This window comes from Enterococcus sp. 7E2_DIV0204 (assembly GCF_002140855.1).
GTDB lineage: Bacteria > Bacillota > Bacilli > Lactobacillales > Enterococcaceae > Enterococcus_L > Enterococcus_L lemimoniae.
The window spans coordinates 782,054-805,713 of the sequence record NZ_NGKY01000001.1; the positions used below are offsets into that span (position 1 = coordinate 782,054).

The following is a 23,660-nucleotide window of genomic DNA, read 5'->3' on the forward strand; positions in this document are numbered from 1 at the left end:
TGGAAAAAGACAGGAAAATAAAGCGAAACACATCTGGGAGTTAACTTTTTGAAAGTAGTCAGTAGGAAAGTTCGGGAGTGCCCGTTAGCGCATGGAAGTCTATGACTTCATGAGATTACCGTTGTGAGACGATAATGAAAAAAGGTGGAACCACGAATTTTACGTCCTTTAGCTTAATTGCTAGAGGGCTTTTTGATGTGAATCACTGTGATTGGCCAAAGGACAGAACAGATGATGAACAATACTTGGCGACCAAAGGGAGCGAAGTTTCCTTACTAGTGAATCACCCAGCACGCTAAACTAAACAACAAATAGAAATCAACTACTTTATTGATTGAACGGCTGATACTCATAGAGTGTTGCACAATAGATGACGAATAACACTTGGCTAACAAAAGGAGCGAAGTTTCCTTACTAACATCTAAACAACAAACAGAAACAAACCATTCCAATAAAACGAACACACAATCAGAACAAGTAATCACAGACCATTTCCTGACAGAGACTTTTTTATTCGCTGAGAAAAAAAGCTGGAAACCTGTGATGAACACATCTGATTCAGTCATCTTCTGAAATAAGTAAGAAGATGCGGCTTTCTCCGTTATCAGAAAAGAATCTTTACTAACACTAAAGATTCCATGAGGTTACTATCGCGAGGTATTAACAAATTGAGGTGGAACCACGATTCTTTCGTCCTCTTGGCATACTTGCCAAGGGGACTTTTTGCATTATCTTATAACACAATATTACACGAAACAAAAAATGGAGGAGAAATTATGGAGTACATTTTAGAAATCATGCCGGCATTATTAGACGGTGCACTTATGACATTGAAAGTCTTTATTTTTACACTACTGGGATCCATTCCGCTCGGGATCATCGTTGCATTTGCTTTACAAACCAATTTTAAACCCTTGAACTTTTTGATCAATATTTATATTTGGCTAATGCGGGGAACACCTTTACTATTACAACTTATTTTTGTTTTTTATGGTTTACCCTTGATTGGAATCGTTTTTGAACGATACGATGCAGCATTATTTGCGTTTATCTTAAACTATGCGGCTTATTTTGCTGAAATTTTTAGAGGAGGAATTCAGTCAATTCCAGAAGGACAATATGAAGCAGCAAAGGTTTTACGTTTGACTCGTTTTCAAACAGTTAAAAAGATTATCTTACCTCAAGTGATCAAAGTCGTCTTGCCTTCAATTGGCAACGAAGTTATTAATTTAGTGAAAGATACTTCATTGATTTATGTACTTGGTTTAGGAGATTTATTACGAGCAGGTAAAATTGCGATGAGCCGTGATGTTAATCTATTACCATTGGTTTTAGTAGGGATTATTTATCTATTGTTAACCGCAATATTGACTTTAGCATCGAAAAAATTAGAAAAACATTATCAGTATTATAAATGAGTTGAGGATGGGGAACGTTATTACCATATAATATCCAGCTTCTCGGGCTAACCTCTCGAAAAGTTGAAAAGTACAAGGTGTAGCAAAGCGGAATGTTGTTACTTATATAAGGAGGAAAATCATGTTATTAATAAAAAATTTAACAAAAAGCTTTGACGGTCGGCGAATTATCGATCAATTAAATTTAGAAATTAAAGATGGCGAAATTTTAACTATCGTCGGACCTTCAGGTGGTGGAAAAACAACTTTGCTACGTTGTTTAGCTGGTTTAGAAACGATTGATTCTGGTGAGTTGACGATGGATGGAGTAGCCTTTAATCCTGTTGAAATGGACAATGCGGATCAAGTGGTTGGGATCGTGTTTCAGGATTTCCAATTATTCCCTCACCTTTCTGTATTAGATAATATCACCTTGGCACCGATTCTATCTCTCAAACAAACGAAAACTGAAAGTGAAGCAGAAGCACTTGATTTGCTGACAAAATTTGGGCTTAGCGGAAAAGAGTCCTTGTATCCTTATCAATTATCTGGTGGTCAAAAGCAAAGAGTCGCTCTTGCTCGCGCCCTTGCCATGAAACCAAAAGTATTGGGCTACGATGAACCAACTAGTGCACTTGATCCTGAATTGCGTCAACAAGTCGAAGAAGTGATCTTAACGCTTAAAGCTCAAGGCATGACCCAAATCGTGGTCACACATGATATGACATTCGCTGAAAATATTGCTGATAACTTATTAACAGTAAAACCTGTTCAGTAGAAAGGACAACAAACTATGAAGAAAAAAAAATATCTACTATTTACTATAGCCACTTTATTCTTTGTTCTAACAATAGCTGGCTGTGGTAGAAAAAAAACAGATACAGATCAGTGGTCTCGGATCAGTTCTGAAAAACGAGTGATCGTTGGCTTAGATGATTCGTTTGTTCCCATGGGCTTTCAAAATAAGGCGGGCGAAATCATTGGTTTTGATGTAGATTTAGCTCGAGCTGTGTTTGATTTATACGATATCACTGTTGATTTCCAGCCAATTGATTGGTCAATGAAAGAAAATGAATTACAAAATCAAACGATCGATTTGATTTGGAATGGCTATTCGAAGAGTGCTGAACGAAAAGAAAAAGTCCTTTTCAGTGATGAATATATGAAAAATGAACAAGTAGTCGTTTCGCTAAAAAAGAACAATATCAATCGTTTCGCTGATATGAAAGGAAAAATTTTAGGCGCACAAAATGGTTCTTCTGGTTATAACAGCTTTGAAGAACAACCTGAAATTTTAAAAAATTTAGTCAAAGATCAAACCGCTATTTTATATGATGGCTTTAATGAAGCTTTCATGGATTTGAAATCTGGACGAATCGATGGGTTACTGATCGATCGAGTTTATGCTAACTATTACCTTTCTCATGAAGATAATTTAGCCGATTTTTCGATTGTTAGTGGTCAATTTGAAAGTGAAGCATTTGCTGTGGGCTTGAGAAAGTCAGATAAAATAGTAGCAGATAAAATCAATATTGCTTTTGCAAAGCTTAGAGAATCCGGTAAACTGGCTGAGATCTCTAAGGAATGGTTTGGAGAAGATGTAACGAAATAAAATGATGTTCTTCAGATACAATAGTTTTTAGTTTACGTATGCTAAAATGAAAAACCCCAAGAGAAGCTCATTCTCTTGGGGTTTAATGTTTCCATACTATCGCTATTTGTACACTAATTATATTATTTTTTTAAACGATCAAAAGAGACTATTTTATTCACCAAGATACTTGCTTGTTACTTCTACCAAACGTTTTGTTTGATCTTGAATAGCAGCTTTCACTTCGGCAGCTTTCAACATATTTCCTTCACCATCAATAGATGCACTTGTTCCATAAGGATTGCCTCCTGCTGCAAAAGTTGATGGATTTACGTATCCAGCTGGTACGATAATGGCACCCCAGTGTTGCATTACTGTATAAATTCCTTGAATTACTTGCTCTTGTCCGCCATTTGGATTTTGTGCAGAAGAAAAGGCTGTTACAAATTTATTTGCTAATTTCCCTTGTGCCCAAAGACCACCTTGTAAGTCAAAGAATTGTTTTAACTGACTAGCCATTACACCAAAACGTGAAGGTGAAGAGAAGATATAAGCATCTGCCCATAATAAGTCATCACTTGTTACTTCTGGGATATCAGCACTTGCTTCAACATTTTTACGCCAAGCTGGATTTGAATCGATTGCCACATCAGGAGCTAATTCATGGACTTTTCTCAAACGAACTTCAGCACCATTTGCTTCAGCAGCTTCTTTCGCCCAGTTTACCATTTGTGTTCCTGTTCCTGTTGAACTGTAGTATGCAATTAATAATTTTGTTGTCATGTTTTTTTCCTCCAATAACTATTGGTTTCTTATCTACATTTATATACTAACAAAAAGTAAGTGAATTGACAAGCATTTTTACTTACTAAAAATAAGTTTCTTTCAAATCCCTTTGTTTCATCAACAAAAAAGCCGTAATGAGTGCTTACTCATCACGGCTTCTCTTATCTATAAGTATTGACTTTACTTTCTCCATCCCAAACGGACATGCCTTCTGACACTGAGACAACATTGTATCCATAATTTTCAAGAAATGAACAGGCATGCTCAGAACGCACGCCATGTTGGCAAATAACATAATGGGGTTGCTCCCGATCAATTTGTGACATTGCTTCTGGTAAAGTAGACAGTGGATAATTTTTGGCTGTTATAATATGACCTTCCGCAAATTCATCTACTTCTCGTACATCAATGATCGAAACTGGTTCGTTCACCGTTAATTCGATTAATTTTTTAAGTTCCTTGATTGATACTCTTTTCATCCTAGTATTATTCCCCCTGCAGCTTTTTCAATTATCCGACTATTAGCATTCAATGCTGTAATCAGTAAATTTTCCTCATTAGCAGTATACCACGGTTGACTTTTACTACAACATTTTACGTCCATTTTTTGAATTTTATAAAAAAACTTACTTCAATTTCTTGAAGTAAGCCCAATTTTGCTTAATCTTGTCTGCCATTTGCGGCAATGACCTTTTTATACCAATAAAACGACTGTTTTCTAGAGCGATCTAATGTCCCATTACCGTCATCGTCCATATCGACATAAATAAAACCATAACGTTTTTTCATTTCACCAGTTCCAGCTGAAACTAAATCAATACATCCCCAAGGCGTATACCCAATCAATTCAACACCGTCTAATTCGATTGCATCGCTCATTGCAGCGATATGTTTACTGAAGTAATCGATCCGGTAATCATCTTGGATCGTACCGTCCGTTTCAACTTGATCCACCGCACCAAAACCGTTCTCTACAACAAATAATGGTACATTATAACGATCATACAGTTTACATAAAGAAATACGCAACCCTAATGGATCAACCGCCCAACCCCAATCTGATTCTTGTAAGTATGGATTTTTAACAGCGGGCATTTGATTTCCCCCCACAAATTTGACTTCATCTGGATTAGATGCAGAAACGGTTGACATATAATAACTAAAGCCAATGTAATCAACTGTTCCAGCTTGAATAAGCTCGTCATCACCAGCCTCTTTTTTGATCACAATATTTTCCCGTTCGAATTCTTTCAGTTTATGAGCTGGATAATACCCCTTAACTTGCACATCAATATAAAATTCTTGCTCACGATTAAATTGGATTGCTTCCATCACATCTTCTGGATTGCAGCTCATTGGATAACTTGGGATATAAGCCACCATCATTCCAATATTAAAATCCGGATTGATCGCATGACCTAATGTAACAGCTTTAGCACTTGCTACAAATAAGTGATGGGCTGCTTGATATTTTGCTTGTTTATCATTTTGATGGATACCGATTTGAGTCCAACTACGTAAAAAATTAATTTCATTAAACGTCATCCAGTATTTGACTTTATCTTTATAGCGTTTAAATAACGTTTCACAGAAAAATAAGAAGTAATCAATTACTTTTCTACTTGACCAACCATCTAGTTCATCTGCTAAATACATGGGGATATCAAAATGATTAATCGTTACGATTGGCTCAATGCCATAGCTTAATAGCTCATCAAATACTTTATCATAAAAGGCTAATCCTTTTTCATTGATTTCAGTCGTTCCTTTTGGACAAATTCTAGACCAAGCGATCGATAGTCTAAAACATTTAAACCCCATCTCTGCAAATAGAGCAATATCTTCTTTATAATGATGGTAAAAATCGGTTGCTACATGACTTGGATAGTATTGGTTAGGATCCACATACCCAACTGCCCCTTCTGGCAACGCAGCTCCCCTCGTACAGGTTTCGATCTTACCTTCTTTAGTTTTATAAGTGATCATTCTTGGTGTTGTATGGTTACCACCTGTGATTGCATCTAAAGTGCTTAACCCTTTGCCACCTGAAAGATACCCACCTTCATATTGATTAGCAGCTGTCGCACCGCCCCATAAAAAATTGTCTGGAAATACTGATTTACTCATTGATCATTTCTCCTTATCTAATAAACTAGCTGCTTCCTCATCAAGAATAATTGTCAAATGCGGATGCATTTTCAAAATAGAAGCAGGGATTTCATCAGTGATTGCGCCTTCAATAAACGCTTTCATAATTTTCGCTTTTTTTGTACCACTAGCAAAAAGAATCAAGTGTCTTGCAGCCATCACACTTCTAGGTCCCATTGTAACATAAAAATCTGGTGTTTCAGCACGATCTTCAAAATGCGGAGCAATCCGTTCTTTCATCGCTCCATCACAAATAACTTTCGTTGTAAAATCAGTAAACTTAGTTGTTCCAGGCAAGTTTCCACAATAGTGTCCATCTGAACCGATTCCTAATAAAATTGCATCTAAACCACCAGCAGCCTCAATTCGTTCATCTTGCTTTTCATAATTTTCTCCATCTAAAATATGGATTTGATCCTCTGAAATCCCTGCAGGATCAAAGTATAATTCTCTTAGATCTCCGATCGTTACTCCTTCACGTATCCCTGATTTATAAGGGATTTCATCAAAATTATAGTAGTGTACATTAGAAAAATAATCTTTATTTTTCACTTCCGCAACCAGTTTTTCATACATCCCAATCGGTGTAGTCCCAGCTGTAATAGCTAAATTCACCCGTTCATGACGTTGAAACATTTCTCCTATCAACAGTTGTGCTGCAACTTTACTTAATTCATCATAATTTTTTACTGTAATAATTTTCATATTATTTCCTCCTAAATTTAAAAGCGTAGCGGGCTCGTTAAGCCTCGACAGAAAAATTGGAAAATATGAGGGTGACGTTCTTTGTCACAATCAGATTTTATCTTTTTTTCCGAGAGGCTAGCCCGTGAAGCTAGATAACATTAAAAGCGTAGCGGGCTCGTTCAGCTCTGACAGGAAAATAGGAAAAATCGATTGTGGTGCTCTTTACCACAAACTATTTTTATCTTTTTCCCGAAGAGCTAGCCCATGTAGCTAGATAACTATAAAAGCGGAACAAATCGTTTAATCCTGTAGAAAATTAGGAAATTGGCATTGAAACGTTCTTTGTTTCACTGACAATTTATCTATTTTCCTAAGGATTGATTTGTGCAGCTAGATAACATATGGTAACATCGTTCCGCTCCACTTCACCTTGTCCTTTTCCACATCTTTTTCCCACTTACTCCAAAACTAAATCTACCTCATCCTCAGCATGCGATAGTCCAGGCACAATCGTGATCAACGTCTCTTCTTCCGTTATCTTTTTTTGATCATCAAGTGCCAAAACAGATAAATACTCATCCGAGTTTGTAACAACAACTATCACACTGATATCGTACCCTAATTCGCTGATTTTCTTACGGTCAAATTGAATCAGAGGCGTTCCTACATGAACTGTTTGTCCTTGTTTACACAATAACTCAAAGTGCTCTCCTTCCAGCTCCACCGTGTCTAACCCTACATGGATCAATAGTTCGATCCCCTCTTTTGTCGTTAAACCAATAGCATGTTTTGTCTTAAAAGCGATTGTGACTATACCGTCGATCGGCGAGACGATTCTATCTTCATCCGGCATAATCGCAATTCCTTTGCCAACGAGTTCTTTTGAAAATGTTTGATCTGCAACATCACTAATTGGATATACAGTACCTGAAACTGGAGTCCCAATTGTTACAACATTTTGTCCCTTCTCAATCTGCCCTTCTTTCACCTTACTTGTTTCAGGTTGATCATCGATTTTAAGGATACTCTTGGCTAATAAAAACGTAATGAGGAAAGTAGCAATCAACGTAACAATCAAACCAATAATAAATCCCGCTGCCCCATCATTCAGAAAAACTGGAATAGACAGAACACTTGGCATTACCGGTGCCATCGATTTCGCCCCTAAAAGAGCCCCAACAGCACCACCGATTCCACCACCTAAAGACGCACCGACAAAAGCAGCTTTATACTTTACTAAAACACCATATAAAGCAGGTTCAGTAATTCCAAGATAACCTGAAACCGTTGAAGACAATGCTACTTGTTTCATTTTTTTATTTGAAATCAAGAAATATATAGCAAAAGCAGCCGTAGCTTGAGCCATTGTGCTCATAAAATTCATTGGTCCCATTGTGGAATAGCCATAAGTTGCGATTTGCTGTTGCGTGATTGGACGAATCGCATGATGCATCCCCATTAAGACTAGTAACGGTCGACTTGCACCAATCACAAACCCGGATACTAATGGTGAAAAATTGATCAATGCTTCAATTCCTTGGGCAATATATTCCCCGACATAAAAACCAATCGGTGCTAAAACGACTAGCATCACTGGAACCATCAGGAGCAACGTAAGCAATGGTGTAAAAATCACTGTAATCATACTTGGAATCACTTTTTCAAAGAAACGATAAACATAACTCAATAGCCAAACCGCCAAAATAATCGGTAAAATCGAACTGCTGTAATTGACAACTGGAACAGGTAAGAAACCTAAAAACTGAACATTGGTCATCTCACCTGCAAGCGCCGCATTAAGCAATGTTGGATACATCAAAACTCCCGCCAAACTTAATGCCATGTACTCATTCGTTTTAAATCTACGTGCACTGCTCACCGCTAATAGAAATGGGAAAAAATAAAACATTGCATCCCCAGTCATATTTAGTACAAACATCGTACCACTTTCTGGATCAGCCCACCCTAGACTAGTCAGCATAAATAAGAATCCTTTTAGCATCCCTCCGCCTACAATTGGCGCCAAACTGGGAACAAGAATCGCTGATAAGGTATTGATCAAACGGTTTAATAAAGAATCTTTTTCTCCACTCGTCTCTTCTTGCGCATCATAGTCATCTAGACGAGGCAAAATTTTGATAATTTCAGCGTAGACTTTTCCGACTTTTCCGCCAATGATTACTTGATATTGTCCGCCCTGTCTTTGAACCCCCATCACTCCATCAAGTTCTTCAAGCGCTTTTGTTTGTGCTTTAGATTCATTTTTTAAATTGAACCGTAGTCTTGTGACACAATGAGTCAAGCTGTTGATATTCTCATCACCGCCCACAAGTGTAATGATTTTCTTGGCTAAATCCTGCATATTTTCTCCTCTTTTCTACTCAATAGTTTCTTTATATCCAACACTTTCATAAAAAAACAAAACCTGTTCAAAAAAACTATTTTCTTTAGAAAATAATCTTTTTCAAACAGGTTTTGCCAGCCAAACTGTAACGAATCCTTGTATTGATATTTACGAATGCAACAAGCGGACCAAATGCAATGTTAAGTACAACTGTTCATCAAAGGTAGCTTGTTTATTGTAGCGTTCTTCTAAATAATTGCTAATTTTCAAACTGCATTTGAATTCTTTTGGGTATTTCTTTTTAACAGTCAAAACGATTTCCTCATTATCAAGTGGATTCATCGTTTCTTGTGTATTCAAACGCATTAAATAGTAACGTAAATGATTTAAGAAACGCTGATAGTTGATTGAAGTTTCGTCTAACTCTACTTGAAAGTAGTACCGAACGAGCTGTGTAATATCCCCCATCGCTTCCATATAATCCATAGTTGTCTCCATTGACTCTTGATCAAATTGATAATTCACAAAATGCATCGCGATAAAGATAGCTTCTGATTCGGCTAAAACAATCTCTTTTTCTTCCTTTATTAAGCTGATTGCCTGCAAACCAACTTCAACTTCTTTTGGATAAAATTGTTTGATCTCCCATTCGATTGGACTACGAATTCTCAAGTTTTCTTCATGCCGCTTAAAAGCAAATAATAGATGATCCAATAAACTAAATAAAATAACTGGGTTGATTGTTCTACCTAGCTCAGCTTCACCAATTTTAACTATTTTCTCTACCAATAAAATCTCTTCAAAACTTGCTTCATTCAATAAAACAGCCATTTGCTTAACACTCATTTTTTCAGTAGGCAGATAGATTTTTTGAATCAGTGTTGTGTCTATAGGATCATTAGGATATACCTGAAAGCCTAAGCCTTTACCAACAACGATCACTTCTAATTCGCCATCCATAGCTAATACAACATTATTATTGATCCGTTTTTTTATATGCATGTTCCACCTCCATTCTAAAAGCTGAACGAGCTCGTGAAGCTAGATGATTCTAAAAACGTAATACTAAACCACGAAGTCAGATAATTGAAACAGTAACAACATAAAATAAGAAAAACCATAACATAGCAAGAACGATAAAAAAACGATTTTATCATCTTTACTATATTATGGTTATGCCTGAAAAAATCAGTAACAATTCCATCAACTACACTAAATATAGCACAACAAGAAAACGCTGTCAATTCCTTTTTTACTACTTTTATTGTTGAAATGCAATTGAAAGAACTTCACTATCTACTCTGAAAAAAGCCAGCCACAATCCTTCAATTCTTAGCACTCAGAAAGAGTAGTAGTTCTCTCTGCTCCCACCATTTCTTCGAATACTAAGAGCCTAAAGCATAACTTTTGGAGTTACGCTTTAGGCTCTTCATCATTTATGAGTAGTTTTTCTATGTGCTTCCCATCTATTAAGTAGTAAATAAATCAATAGCAATAATAACCCAATGGGCGTGATCACTTCTATAATACTACCTGTACTTGGAAATTCTCTTAGTCCTATGTGTGTTTGTTTCGGCTGTGCTAATTTTTGATTTGGTTCTGATTCGATTTCTTTTGGCGGTTGTGGCTGCGCATTCGTTTTATTTCCACCGATTTGCCCATTCACTTCAACTTCCGCTGAAACAGCATAGATAGCTTCTTGATGAAAACCAATTCCCACAATCAAAAGAATGAGCATAATGATGTGACAACTAAATTGCTTCATTGTTTATCACAGTCCTTTATTGAATTATGGTGTTACACCAAGTGTCGTCCCATCTTTTTGGATCGATGTGAATTTTAATGTCAATGTGTAGTTTTCTGCTGTCGTGTTTTGCTCAACATTTGCTGGTAAATCAGCAACCGTTGTACCTGTATAGTAGAATTTTGCAGTGTTAGCATACGCAGAGGCAGCATCTGTATCAATATTTAAACGTCCATCTTTATTAGCTAAACGCATCCAAACAGGTGCACTTGTCAAATCTGCTAATGCATTGCTCTCAACTAAATTAGTTGCTGTAGGGGCCGCAACTAAACCACTACCTTTAGCATTGATTGTTAGGGTGTCGACATATTTGGGTGTTCCCACCATTTTATTCAAGGTCACAGCAACACCACGACCTGAATTATTTGTAATGCTATAATCAGCGGACTCAATGTTTTTATGTGCGCTTGCAGTTGTTGTATGGAATGCAGTTGTTGTATCCACTGTAACATTGATCCATTCATCAGACCCTTCTGGAATGTTTGTATCTGGATCTGTATTATCTAATTTACCAATCGTTCCATTGATAATAACATCTGCTGAGTTTTCTCCATCGATTGTTTCAGCTGAAGCTAGTTGTGTTAATCCTGATATGCTTAGACCTAGCATCATTGCAGTAAGTAAAAAATTCGTTTTTTTCATATTATTTCTCCCTCTATGTGTTAGATGATTTATTTTTAACAGAAAACCTGCTAAATAACGATATTAGTTGTTGACACGAATTGTAATTCCAGCTTGTACTTGTCCACGTTTTTCAGTTGTTTTTGCATCATAGATGTCAAATGTGGCCGTTGCTGGATGATCTCCTTGAGCAAGTTTTTTATCCAGTTTTGCTCCATTTATTTCATAACCTGGTTGAATTGCGCCAGATGAATAAATCTGTTCATTATTACTGTCTAAACGAATCACCACATTGATTGGATAGCCGTTTTCAACTGGATTTTGAATATATAGACTACCTTCACTGTCACCAGTCTCAAAGACAGCTTCTGATTTGATGACCATATTGAACTTACTCGCATCAACTGCTTTTTGTTCAGCCTCTTTTACTTCCTTGTCGTTCATTTTCTTAGCACCTTTTGTATCAGGCAAGTAATCTCCGGAAACGACTTGAACTGGTTCTGTTTTTGTTGAAAAATAATAATATAAGCCACCTGCTGAAACAGCTAACAAGAGTAGTAAAAGTATGAGCAGTAATCGTTTCTTTTTCTTTTTTTCTTCATCAGTTTGAGTTGTTTTATCCATAGAATCCCTCTCATTCTTCATTTTTTTCAACTTTAAACGTCATCTTATACGATGGAAATATCGCTTGTTTCGTTGGGTTAAAATACTTTCCTCTAAGCGTCAGATTTTTTTGTTCATTGGCATTCAATGTACCGATCGATAAAGGATTGCTTGTTAAATCACTCGTTAAAAAAAGTGGGGCTGCTTGATCATTATTGATCAGCATTTGTAAAGCAAGTTCATTTTGCCCAGCATTTCCAGAAAGACTGTTCAATAGTAGCAACTGATCAGCATCTTTATTTTCTTTAATTAGATTTGTTATTGACATCTTTGTATCTGTATTTCCTTTATTTATAACCTGATAATCTCCAGATGATAATTCACCTGCTTGAGCTGTGCCAAGATCTTTATTCTGTGTCTGAAAAGCCATTTCGATCGGTACTTCAACTTTGATGATTTCCGTTACTGTTTGAAATTCAGTCAAAGGCGTCATCGCCAAGATAACTTCTTCACCAGAAATGCCAATGACTCTTAACCGAACATAGTACGTGACGTCACCAACTAAGCCTTTTAATTTGGTTGAGAATTTTTGGTTTTTGTCGCCTGAAAGATCTGCAAATTGGGATTTTGTTTCCTGAGCTGGAAAGTCTTTATTTTGGCTATACTCAACCTTGACTTGTTGATAAACACCGCCATAATAGGCTGGTTGACCAGGAATAGCACCATCTTCTCCATTTGAATAATCGGTCCATTGTCCCGTATCGCTAGCTAGTTCGCCATTAATGAATGCTGAAGTCGTAGTAACATCTGCCGTGATTTTTTTTAGTTGAGGCTTCGTAACAAACTGCTCAGAATCAGAAAACTCACTTGCACCAGCTTGATTGATAACAACCATTTGCGCCCAATACGTAGTATTCGGGTTTAAATCAGCAATCGTTACCTTATAAGTTGAATTAAGTCTGGTATTTTCTTGCTCGGTAAAGTCATCCAACGTCACAATGTGCTTAGCTTTGCCCAAATCATTCGTATCTTCTTGTGCAGTAAACAAGAAAAATTTCACTTCTGTCGCCGCGCTGCCATTGTTTATTGATGAACCGTATAGTGAAACTGACGTATCTGTTTCATCAGCCGCAGTCAAGCCTAATTGATCCGGAACTTCCATAAATTCACTAAAAACAAGTTTCTTAGCCCCGTTTAAAGCACTAATTTCTTGTGCAGTAAAAGGATCTGGCGAACTAGCGATATTGCTAAAGTTACTTCCTTGGACACTTAAATCAGAAGCACTTTTAAATAGTTCTTGTGTGGGCGTGTTATTCTCTTTACTTGAAAATGTCTCAATTTTTTGTAAGTAATTACTTGTAAATGACAAATTATTAGCACCACTAGCACCATTAAGTCCCAAAGTTCCAGGACTTGTACCAGCAAATGAAGCTTGTTTGACTTTGTTCATATTAACTGCAAAAGAGCTGGAAGCAGATGATGAAAAGACACTGCCATTTGCGACATCTATTGAAACATCTGCATTTTCACCAATTGTCATACCACCATTAGCCGTATAAAGATTAATAGGCAATGGTAATGTAAAATTCACTTGCGAATTCTCTTTAAAATCAAACGTAATTGGTTGTGTTAGGTTGGCGGCAAAAAATCGGTTTCTTGAACTTGTTGACGCTAACGTAACTTTGTCCAAATTGAAAACACCATTTTTTTCAACAATATAACTCGGAGATAGTGTTCCATACATAACGTTTCCATTCGTTTGTATATCTAGTTGAGCATTTTCTTTCACTACGATTTGAGAAGTTCCCGCATGCGGATTAGCAGCAGCATTACCATTCGACCAAATAAATGCTTCTGTCGTCCCTGAATGTTTGATTGATGTATGACCACTTTGAATTTCTACATAATTTATTTCTGCCCATTCTTGGGAATATGTACTTGTGCCTCTTTGGTCAATCGTATTTTGCCCGCGCATGATGACCGATCCATTTACGTTGTATATCATTTGCCCGTTTGTAGAATAATAATCAACCCCGTCAAAGATAAAAGTCATATTAGCTGCCGATCCACCGGAGATAATTCCGTAATAGCCTACTGCACCTGAGCCATCGCTATTACCAAATTGTGTGTTACGAATCTCAATTACAGCATTTGCTTGATTTGCATAAAAACCGCTTGCAGATGAGCCACCTTTATTATATGTAATAATGTGATTTGCCCCATCAATAATCATCTTATCTTTAAGCTGAAAACCAGTTGAGCCTAAGTCAATATCATTTGTTAAACGAAAATTTAGTTTTTGGCTGTCTTTTAAATATTCGGTCAATGTAGCTACCGAATCAACTAGCCAGAAGCCATCTTCAGCTTGTGAAGCGACCTCCAAAGCTCTGTTTTTAACTGTTTTAGGTTCATCTTCCTTTGTTCTATTTTTTATATCAATAGTATCTGTTATTTTTTCATTTTCAGTACTATCCGTTTCTTCGGTGATGGAATCCTGTATAATTGAAGAATCTACAGTTTCGACTTCCGTAGAATCTGATGATAAGTCGGACTCAGTTGTCTCAGTCGTTTTTGAAGTCTCCTCAACCGATTGACTAGTTCCCATGGCATAGGACCAATCATTCGGAAAAATTATTAAAATAATTAAACAAGTAAATATCAAATGATTAATTTTTTTCATGACAGTCCTCCCAGCAATTTTATAGAAACTAAAACAAACATTTTTTGATAATGCTTTATTATTGTATTGCAACTCATGGCCAATTTCAATTTAATAGTACTAATTTTTATATTTCATTTATTTTATATTCAAATTATAGTAAACAATTTCAATCTTTTGATTTCTTTTTCCCACATTTATAAGGAATTGTTCGCTAACTCACACTTATTAAGTTTTTATAAAGTTCTCCGATTCATTCTTTATTTTTTTATATTTTCATGTTCTTTTTCTTAATTCCTTGGCACTAACTGGTGAAGAATGAGACAAAATATAGACGCTGTTTTATCTCATTCTTCCCTTTTTAGATTATATTGTTACTCTTACATCGTCACATCCATATATTTTCCTATCTCTTTTCTGATCTTACACTGGTCGACAATTAAAAATGTTTCAAACATTTTTTGAAGAAAGAAACGATCATGTGACACTACCAACATAGTTCCCTTAAACTCTTCTAAAATCTCTTCAATCTCTTCTCTTGTTTCAATATCTAAATGATTAGTAGGTTCATCCAACAATAAAAAATTGACCTCTTTATGCATTAGTTTCGCTAGCTCTAAGCGGATTTTCTCACCACCGCTTAAAAAACGAACTTGTTTCATTACGTCTTCACTATAAAAAGAGTACCTCGCTAACACTTGGCGACTGGTTTGTTCTCCTAATGAGCAAGCTTGACTGAAGAACTGCAAGACTGTTTGGCTAGGTGTTTTATACTCAATTACTTGAGGTAAATACCCAATTTGAAGATTTGTCCCCTGTTTGATTTCACCACTATCGAAAGCCTCTATTTTTAAGGCAAGTTTCAACAACGTGCTTTTACCAACACCGTTTTCGCCTATGATTGCAGAATGTTCTTGCCAGAATAATGAAAAATCGATCTTATCAAATAATAAGCGGTCCGAATAATACTTGCTAACTTCCTTAAATTGAAGAACCTCTTTACCTGATCGGTTACTTTCTTTGAATTTTTTACTTACTTTACTTGATTTATCTTTAGGCTTAGGAATTTTTTGAATTTTTTCTAAGCGTTTCTCTAACTGTTTGGCCTTTTTGAAGAATTTTTCATTATCTCCTTCATGCCCCCATTGTCGAAAACGCCGAATTGCTAATTTCAATTTTTTGATTTCTTTTTGTTGTTCTGCAAAATCTTTTCTTATTTTTTCTAGTTGCTCATTTTTTTGCTTTTTATAGATAGAATAGTTTCCTTTATACTCTTGAATACGCCCATCTTCCAATTCAACAATTTTTTCTACCGTATGATCCAAAAATAAGCGGTCATGTGAAACAATCAAATAAGCCGTTTTTTCATGTGATAAATAACCCTCTAGCCAAGTAATTCTTTTAGCATCCAAATGATTTGTTGGCTCATCCAATAGGACAAGATCATTTTCCTGTAATAAAATTCTAGCTAAATTGACGATAGTCTGTTCCCCACCGCTTAATTCCGAAAGTTTTTTTGATAGCAAGTACTTAATCATTAAACCATTCGCAATCATCTCTAATTTGTTTTCCATTTCATATCCACCGGCTTGTTGAAATTCTTCTTGCTTTTGCCCATAGTGAACGAGTACTTTTTCTAGTTCTATCTCTGAGCTAATCATTTGTTCTTCTAAATGTGTTAATTGTTTTTGAAGCGAATTTAGCACTGTAAACGTCTCTAACAGATACTCTTTTACACACTGTTCACTTGCTTTTGGCATTTGAGCCAAATAACCAATCCGCCCATGCTTTTTACAACTGACGGTTCCTGAGTCAACTGTTTCAAGTCCTGTAATGATTTTCAAAATAGTCGACTTACCGGAGCCATTTACACCGATCAACCCTATTTTTTCTCCCTGATTTATTTGTAGATTTAATGATTCAAATAGTGGGATAGTTCCATAATTCTTAGTTATTTTTTGTAATTGTACTAACATATACTCCTCTTTCTGCCACTCAGACAGATCGATAAAAATAGCTTGGTTCTGTTTTTAAACGACACTTTACTTACTTTTTAGCGTAAGCAAAAAGGCTGAACAAAGTTCTTCGCTCAACCTTCATTATTTACTGTTCGTTAATTATTTAATGCTCTGATTCATTACATAGAGCGATTAAAAAAACTAACCTCACGTTATTTTATGACTGGTCATTTACAAGTAAATAAGTCTGAATGGTCTGTTTTATTTAATTTTTTATCCTTTTTTGGACACACTTGTCCCTTGAGATAAAAAATCGGAAATAATAACATGACAAAACGCTAGGTACGTTATTATATATGAAAAACCCGCTGTTATTTTTGGCATGTTGACCATTGTACTTATTCACCACCTTCGTCATTTCTTAGTTATATTGTAGCATGATCCCATACATTGTGCAAAATAGGGTTATTCTGAAACTGATTGATAGACTTTTAAGCGTTCAGCTAGTGTACCTGTGTGTAGTTCAAATAAGTGATTATCGAAATCATAGAAGTAAATCGAGCTTGCTTCTCCAGCTATTCGCGGGCGACCAGCTTTTATTTCTAAACCTAAAGAATTGATTTTGTCTAAGTAAGTCTCATAGTCACTTTCAGTGATTTTAAAGGCAACGTGGTTGTATGTTTTTGTTGGTAATGATTCTCCTTGCATGACTGCTATCCAAAGATCATCGATTAAAAAAAATTTTTCTTGCGCTATCGAAAACGTGTCTACGCCACTTGAATACACTTCTTTTGCATCAAATATTGTTTCAAAAAATAGTGTGGCTTTTTCTAAATCTTGAACGATAAAGGTTACATGACTAATCATTTTCTTGCTCCTTTTTTAATTGATAGTAAAATAGAACAGAGATACTGGTTTTATTCAGCATCTCTGTTTCTTTCCTCTTTAATTTGCTACGATATTTACCAATTTATCTGGAACAACAATCACTTTGCGTACTGTTTTTCCATTGATAAATGATTGGATTTCTTCAGCTGCTAAAGCTTTTTCTTCTAATTCGTCTCTGCTTAATCCTCGAGCAATATTCAATTTTGCACGAACTTTTCCGTTGACCTGGAACACAACTTCAACCTCATCTTCGATCAAGGCTGCTTCATCATATATCGGCCAAGGAGCATTGGTTAAACTTTCTTTATTTCCTAGGATCGCCCATAGTTCTTCACCGATATGCGGTGCGATCGGTGCTAGTAATTGAACAAAACCTTCAATGTATTCATATGGTAAAACATCTACTTTGTTTGCTTCATTAACAAAGACCATCAATTGAGAAATCGCTGTATTGAAATGTAGGTTTTCCATATCTTCTGTTACTTTTTTAACTGTTTGATTATAAACCTTAGTTAAACGTCCATCATTTATCGTTGTAATTCGATCACGCATTTTATTATTTTCATCTACGATCAGGCGCCACACACGATCTAGGAATTTACGGCTACCCTCAAGTCCATTTTCACTCCAAGCAATTGAAGCATCTAGCGGTCCCATGAACATTTCATACATTCTAAGCGTGTCCGCTCCGTATTTTTCAACAACATCATCTGGATTCACAACATTTTTCAATGACTTACTCATTTTGGCTGGTGCTTCTTCAAGCTCTTCACCAGTTTCACTATTGACCCAAACTCCGTCTCGTTTTTCAACCATATTGGTTGGTACTAATACACCACGGCTATTACGGAAGCTTTGGCCTAAGATCATTCCTTGGTTATATAATTTTTGATATGGCTCTTTCGTTGGTACAACGCCGATATCATATAAGAATTTATGCCAGAAACGTGCATACAACAAGTGAAGAACTGCATGTTCCGCTCCACCAATATAAATATCGACAGGCAACCAACGCTCTAGTTTTTCATAGTTAGCAAGTTCATTTTTGTTATGAGGATCGATATAACGTAAATGATACCACGAGCTTCCTGCCCATTGCGGCATTGTGTTGGTTTCGCGTTTGCCTTTTTTACCTGTCTCAGGATCAACTACATTGATCCATTCAGTGATATTTGCAAGTGGTGATTCTCCTGTTCCACTTGGTTTAATATCATCTGTTTTTGGTAATCTTAGTGGTAATTCATTTTCTGGAACAGTTGTCGTAGTACCATCTTCCCAATGAATCACAGGGATTGGTTCCCCCCAATAACGTTGGCGAGAAAACAACCAGTCACGTAAACGATAAGTAACTTCTTTTTTGCCGCATCCTTTTTCTTCTAACCATTGGTACATTTTTTCATTTGCAGCATCTTTCCCTAAACCATCTAAGAAATCAGAATTGATATGCAAACCATCACCAGTATAAGCAGCTTTTGTAATATCGCCACCTTCAATGACTTGAATCATTTCAATCTCAAATTTAGTAGCAAATTCGTGATCTCTTTCATCGTGAGCAGGTACTGCCATCACCGCTCCTGTTCCATAACTTCCTAAAACATAATCTGCGATCCAAATTGGAATTTCTTTTCCATTCACTGGATTGATTGCATACGCTCCTGTAAAGGCTCCCGTTTTTGTTTTAGATAAGTCTGTACGGTCTAAATCAGATTTTTTGCTTACTTCTTCTTGATAAGCTGTAACTGCGGCCTTTTGCTCTGGGGTCGTAATATCATCCACTATCTTCAATTCAGGCGCTACAACTAAGTAACTAGCACCAAATAAAGTATCTGCTCGGGTAGTGAAAACTGTGATAGTGTCCTCACTGCCTTTGATTTTGAAATCAACATTTGCACCTTCTGAGCGGCCAATCCAATTTCGTTGCATATCTTTAATGCTCTCAGGCCAGTCCACTAACTCTAAGTCATCCAGTAAACGATCTGCATAAGCTGTGATTTTAAGCATCCATTGGCGCATCGGTTTTCTGACAACATCATAGCCACCGCGTTCACTTTTCCCATCAATAACTTCTTCATTTGAAATTACTGTTCCAAGTTCTGGTACCCAGTTAACGGCAACTTCTGCTTCATAAGCTAAGCCATGTTCATATAATTTTGTAAAGATCCACTGTGTCCATTTGTAATATTCTGGATCTGTCGTATTAATTTCACGGTTCCAATCATAGCTGAATCCTAATGAATTGATCTGACGTTTAAACGTTTCAATATTTTTTTTCGTAAATTCTGCTGGATCATTTCCAGTATCAAGTGCATATTGTTCTGCTGGTAAACCAAAGGCATCCCACCCCATTGGATGTAAAACACTGTATCCTTGACTTCTCTTCATTCGAGATAAAATATCTGTTGCAGTATATCCTTCTGGATGTCCAACATGAAGACCTTGTCCAGATGGATAAGGAAACATATCTAGAGCATAGAATTTTTCCTTGCTAGGATCGTCATGGGTTGTAAAGCTATTGTGCTTTGCCCAATATTTTTGCCATTTTTTCTCGATTTGCTTGTGATTGTAACTCACGTTTTTCTCCTCCTGTTTAAGTAGCTTTTTTATTCGTATGTTTTAGTGGCGATTTAACTTTACTGCCATTGTACGCCTTGTATTATGCATCATCTACTCTGGCGTAGCCTAGCTTTGATCATTTAAGACCTTAATGGTGATTTACTTACCATCTCTTAACTTTTTTAGATCTAGACTTTTGGTGATTCACTAGTATGGTTACTTCGCTCCCTGTGGTCGCCAAGTATTGCGCATCATCAGCTCAGCAAGCAATCGCTGTGATTTGCAACAAAAACGCCCTACAGGAAAAACTCCTATAGGACGTATAATTGACAACGTGGTACCACCTAAATTCACTTGTATACATACAAGCCTCAGCGTTGTAACGACCGCCGCCGATTTTACTTAATAAAGTGGATTCTTTATACTTGTTCAGTAAAATAACTCAAAGGCGAGTTCGAAAGCTTCTGTACGTATTTTCACCAACCATACGCTCTCTAAAACATGGTTCTTTCTACTATTCCTTTTCACCGTTTAGCTATATTCTATATGCTATCATACTACCAAATATTCAAGTCAAGTTCAATCTTTTATTTTACTTTTAACGTTTGACCAATATAAATGATATCGCCGGATAAACCGTTCAGTTGTTTGATTCTTTGAACGCTAGTTCCATATTTTTGAGCAAGTCCCCATAAAGTGTCGCCACTTTTTACAGAATGCGAACCTGTTGTTTGTCCGCCGCCTTGATTACCAGTATTCGATGACCCAGCAGAACCGCCAGTTCCTTTTTTCACGATTAATTTTTGACCAGGATAAATCATATCTCCGCTTAAATTATTCCATTGACGTAGATTAGCAACACTTACACCATTCGCATTAGCAATTGCCCAAAGAGAATCACCTGATTTTACTGTGTACGAACCAGTTGTTGATCCAGCATTATTTGAACCACCTGTGTTACCTGTTGAGCCGCTATTGCTGCCACTCGTATTACCACCAGTGCTGCCGGAACCCTTTTTCACAATCAATTTTTGGCCAGGATAAATCATATCTCCGCTTAGATTGTTCCATTGGCGTAAATTAGCAATACTAACACCATTCGCATTAGCAATCGCCCATAATGAGTCGCCTGATTTTACTGTGTAATTCGTATTTATTGTTCCAGTATTACCGGAACCACCTGTATTGCCAGAACCGCCAGTATTACCGCCTGTGCTACCACCACTAGCGTTACCAGCACCTTTTTTCACGATTAGTTTTTGTCCAGGATAAATCATATCTCCGCTTAAATTGTTCCATTGGCGTAAATTAGTAAGACTAATACCATTCGCATTAGCAATCGCCCATAATGAGTCGCCTGATTTTACTGTGTAGTACGTGTTTGTTGTTCCAACATTACCAGAACCACCTGTGTTGCCAGAGCCTCCTGTGTTACCGCCTGTATTACCGTTATTGTTACCTCCTGTATTACCAGAGCCCTTTTTCACAATCAGTTTTTGGCCTACATAAACGACATCACTAGAAAGTTTATTCCAGCTCTTGATGTTCGCGATCGACGTGCCGTATTTAGCAGACAATGCCCAAAGGCTATCACCAGCTTTTACTGTATGTGTCACATCTTGGCCGCTTGTCTCACCACCTGTGTTGCCTCCTGTATTGCCATTACCGCCTGTATTACCTTCTCCTGTACTTCCACCAGTGTTGCCGCCGCCTGATGAAGGAGTATCATATTGTGTTAAATTATACGTTGTAATAATATTATTTAGTTTTGAATTATAGCTAGGATCTGTTGCATAACGTCCTGTTAACCACGCAGTTGCATCTCTGTATGAATTCGTGTTACTTTTCCAAGCGCCAGAATAGTAATACACTCCTGCTTGGAATGATGTATTCCTCAAGACGTAAGCATTATCACTAAATGATTCTGAATACGAAGGATATTTTCTAAACGCAGCATCGACTTGAACCCATTGTCCATTCAGTACTTCCCATGTCTTCATCGTAACAGATTGTCCTTGATAACTTCCTTTGATCCCAAATAAATTATGATTAGGCGCGGCCGATAGAGTACTTCTGCCCCAGTCACTTTCAAGAATAGCTTGGGCCATCATTACAGAAGCGTATAAATCATTTGCTGCTGCTACAGAGCGCGCATGTCCAGCAATCTCAGCGATAAACGTACTCGGACTAATACTTCTAGATTGCGCAGCAAATGCTGAACGCATTGCAAGATTTGGTGTTTCAGGTACTTCTGGTTTTTCGGTTTCAGTTGTTGAAGAGTCAGTTGATGCATCTGTCGTTTCAGTAGTCTCAGTACTTTGGGTTGTTTCTGATGTATTTAATTCAGATGATTCTTGTGTCCCAGACGTCTCTTCACTTGAAGAATCAGGTGCTGTCGTTTCTGTCTCTTGTGTCATCGAATCGTTTGTGTCAGTCGTCGTTTGTGTTTGAACGCCTTCTGTATGTGTAGGTGTATCTGAGTAACTTACTTGTGCACTAGCATTTTGATCTTCTGCGGCTTCAGCTATTTTAGGTGCGGCAATCGGTGCAGCAATCGATGAAACAACGATTGCAGAACTAAGCACAGTTGTCCCTTTTTTTAACTGACCATAAGCAAGCTTATTCTGTTCGGCTTTCCTCCGCTCTTTTCTTGACAATTTGTACTTCTCCATAATATATCCTCCGAATTTTCTAAAAAAAGTATTCTTTGACTTATAGTATACCCTTTTTTCAAAAAAAATAGAAATATTTTTTATTTTTTTATTTTTCAAATATACAATTAAAACACAGTTTTTTCTTATTGTTTTACCTTGATTCCGTTATTATTTTTTCCGACTAGGTCTCAAGACTGATTACGCTCTTTACCTTAGGCTGATTTTTTGATTAAGGGCTTGTTATTCCCTCTAAAAAAAATTATAGTGGAGAAGAAGTTACAGGATTGTAAAATGAGATGGGGGAAAACGAATGAATAAAGAGCACTTTTTGATCGAATTGAAAATCTACTTAAAACCTCTGACTAGCCAACAGCAAATGTTTGTTTTGAATAAATATGAAACAATTTTTGAAGAACGATCCGCTGCTGGGGAAACAGAGGAACAAATTGCCAAAAGCTTAGGAAAACCACGGGGAATCGCTGAAGAAATCTTACAAGAATTTGATATTAGCGTTCCTGAAAAGAAACTGGAAAGAGATGGTTGGCAAGAAATTCAGCCGATTGTAAACGATGATTATTATTATGAAGAAACATTAGAACATCCTTATGATGATACTTACCGTTCTTATGAACGACCACGACATAACGGATTTGTCCGATTCTGTCAGGTTGCTGGCGTCCTTGCATTTAATTTTCTTTTTATGTTTTGGATGATTTTTGCTGCTATTATGGTTTTATTCTCTGGTTGGTTAGTTGCTGTTCTTTTCTTGTTTTCACCAATTTTGGGCGGCATCTCCGTTTTTGCCGGCTTTAATGACGGTACACTATTCCAGTTGTTCTTTAGTATATTTCTTTCTGGCGCTGGGGTTATTGGCTTATTAATTCTGACACCACTTACAAAATTCTTTGGGAAAGTATTAAGACGTTACCTACAATGGAATATTTGCGTTTTAAGAGGAGAGATTTAA

18 protein-coding genes and 3 other annotated features (1 of these 21 cut by a window edge) are annotated in these 23,660 nt (G+C 36.7%); of the genes, 4 read left to right on the forward strand and 14 right to left on the reverse strand.

Going from position 1 to position 23,660, the window contains the following annotated elements; all coding sequences use genetic code 11:
• Positions 1–172: a binding site (T-box leader), on the forward strand (it extends 59 nt beyond the left edge of the window).
• Positions 173–456: 284 nt separating this feature from the next.
• Positions 457–701 (forward strand) — a binding site (T-box leader).
• A 75-nt stretch (positions 702–776) separates the two neighbouring features.
• The 3 genes from A5819_RS03705 (at position 777) to A5819_RS03715 (ending at position 3,009) form a co-directional block, all read left to right on the forward strand.
• Positions 777–1,418 (forward strand): amino acid ABC transporter permease, encoded by a 642-nt coding sequence (locus A5819_RS03705; protein WP_086281778.1) that lies wholly within the window; start codon positions 777–779, stop codon positions 1,416–1,418.
• A 121-nt stretch (positions 1,419–1,539) separates the two neighbouring features.
• Positions 1,540–2,175, forward strand: coding sequence for an amino acid ABC transporter ATP-binding protein (locus tag A5819_RS03710; protein WP_086281777.1), 636 nt, complete (start codon positions 1,540–1,542; stop codon positions 2,173–2,175).
• A gap of 15 nt (positions 2,176–2,190) precedes the next feature.
• Positions 2,191–3,009, forward strand: coding sequence for an amino acid ABC transporter substrate-binding protein (locus tag A5819_RS03715; RefSeq protein WP_086281776.1), 819 nt, complete (start codon positions 2,191–2,193; stop codon positions 3,007–3,009).
• Positions 3,010–3,162: 153 nt separating this feature from the next.
• On the opposite strand, the gene wrbA is transcribed toward A5819_RS03715, so the two are convergent.
• The 14 genes from wrbA to A5819_RS03785 form a co-directional block, all read right to left on the reverse strand.
• A complete protein-coding gene (wrbA, locus tag A5819_RS03720) occupies positions 3,163–3,771 on the reverse strand; it encodes an NAD(P)H:quinone oxidoreductase type IV (protein WP_086281775.1) in 609 nt (202 codons plus the stop codon).
• Between the two features lie 164 nt (positions 3,772–3,935).
• A complete protein-coding gene (locus A5819_RS03725) occupies positions 3,936–4,253 on the reverse strand; it encodes a rhodanese-like domain-containing protein (protein ID WP_086281774.1) in 318 nt (105 codons plus the stop codon).
• A 181-nt stretch (positions 4,254–4,434) separates the two neighbouring features.
• Positions 4,435–5,901, reverse strand: a complete 1,467-nt coding sequence (locus A5819_RS03730) for a glycoside hydrolase family 1 protein (protein ID WP_086281773.1) — start codon at positions 5,899–5,901, stop codon at positions 4,435–4,437.
• Positions 5,902–5,904: 3 nt separating this feature from the next.
• A complete protein-coding gene (locus A5819_RS03735; RefSeq protein WP_086281772.1) occupies positions 5,905–6,627 on the reverse strand; it encodes a glucosamine-6-phosphate deaminase in 723 nt (240 codons plus the stop codon).
• 439 nt (positions 6,628–7,066) lie between these two features.
• Positions 7,067–8,971: a beta-glucoside-specific PTS transporter subunit IIABC gene (locus tag A5819_RS03740; protein WP_086281771.1), complete on the reverse strand. Its 1,905-nt coding sequence runs from the start codon at positions 8,969–8,971 to the stop codon at positions 7,067–7,069.
• 150 nt (positions 8,972–9,121) lie between these two features.
• Positions 9,122–9,955, reverse strand: coding sequence for a PRD domain-containing protein (locus A5819_RS03745; protein ID WP_086281770.1), 834 nt, complete (start codon positions 9,953–9,955; stop codon positions 9,122–9,124).
• 430 nt (positions 9,956–10,385) lie between these two features.
• Complete coding sequence (locus A5819_RS03750) at positions 10,386–10,718, reverse strand: hypothetical protein (protein ID WP_086281769.1); 333 nt, start codon at positions 10,716–10,718, stop codon at positions 10,386–10,388.
• 24 nt (positions 10,719–10,742) lie between these two features.
• Entirely contained in the window at positions 10,743–11,399 is a 657-nt protein-coding gene (locus A5819_RS03755) for a hypothetical protein (RefSeq protein ID WP_086281768.1), read from the reverse strand.
• Positions 11,400–11,462: 63 nt separating this feature from the next.
• Positions 11,463–12,002, reverse strand: a complete 540-nt coding sequence (locus tag A5819_RS03760) for a hypothetical protein (protein ID WP_086281767.1) — start codon at positions 12,000–12,002, stop codon at positions 11,463–11,465.
• Positions 12,003–12,012: 10 nt separating this feature from the next.
• Positions 12,013–14,661, reverse strand: coding sequence for a fibronectin type III domain-containing protein (locus tag A5819_RS03765; RefSeq protein WP_086281766.1), 2,649 nt, complete (start codon positions 14,659–14,661; stop codon positions 12,013–12,015).
• 359 nt (positions 14,662–15,020) lie between these two features.
• Complete coding sequence (abc-f, locus tag A5819_RS03770) at positions 15,021–16,616, reverse strand: ribosomal protection-like ABC-F family protein (RefSeq protein ID WP_086281765.1); 1,596 nt, start codon at positions 16,614–16,616, stop codon at positions 15,021–15,023.
• Between the two features lie 447 nt (positions 16,617–17,063).
• Entirely contained in the window at positions 17,064–17,465 is a 402-nt protein-coding gene (gene fosX, locus A5819_RS03775) for a FosX/FosE/FosI family fosfomycin resistance hydrolase (protein WP_086281764.1), read from the reverse strand.
• Positions 17,466–17,543: 78 nt separating this feature from the next.
• Positions 17,544–20,057: a leucine--tRNA ligase gene (gene leuS / locus A5819_RS03780; protein WP_086281763.1), complete on the reverse strand. Its 2,514-nt coding sequence runs from the start codon at positions 20,055–20,057 to the stop codon at positions 17,544–17,546.
• Between the two features lie 293 nt (positions 20,058–20,350).
• Positions 20,351–20,576: a binding site (T-box leader), on the reverse strand.
• A 50-nt stretch (positions 20,577–20,626) separates the two neighbouring features.
• Positions 20,627–22,711, reverse strand: a complete 2,085-nt coding sequence (locus tag A5819_RS03785) for a LysM peptidoglycan-binding domain-containing protein (protein ID WP_086281762.1) — start codon at positions 22,709–22,711, stop codon at positions 20,627–20,629.
• 292 nt (positions 22,712–23,003) lie between these two features.
• On the opposite strand from A5819_RS03785, the gene A5819_RS03790 reads away from it, so the two are divergent.
• Positions 23,004–23,660, forward strand: a complete 657-nt coding sequence (locus A5819_RS03790; RefSeq protein WP_086281761.1) for a DUF1700 domain-containing protein — start codon at positions 23,004–23,006, stop codon at positions 23,658–23,660.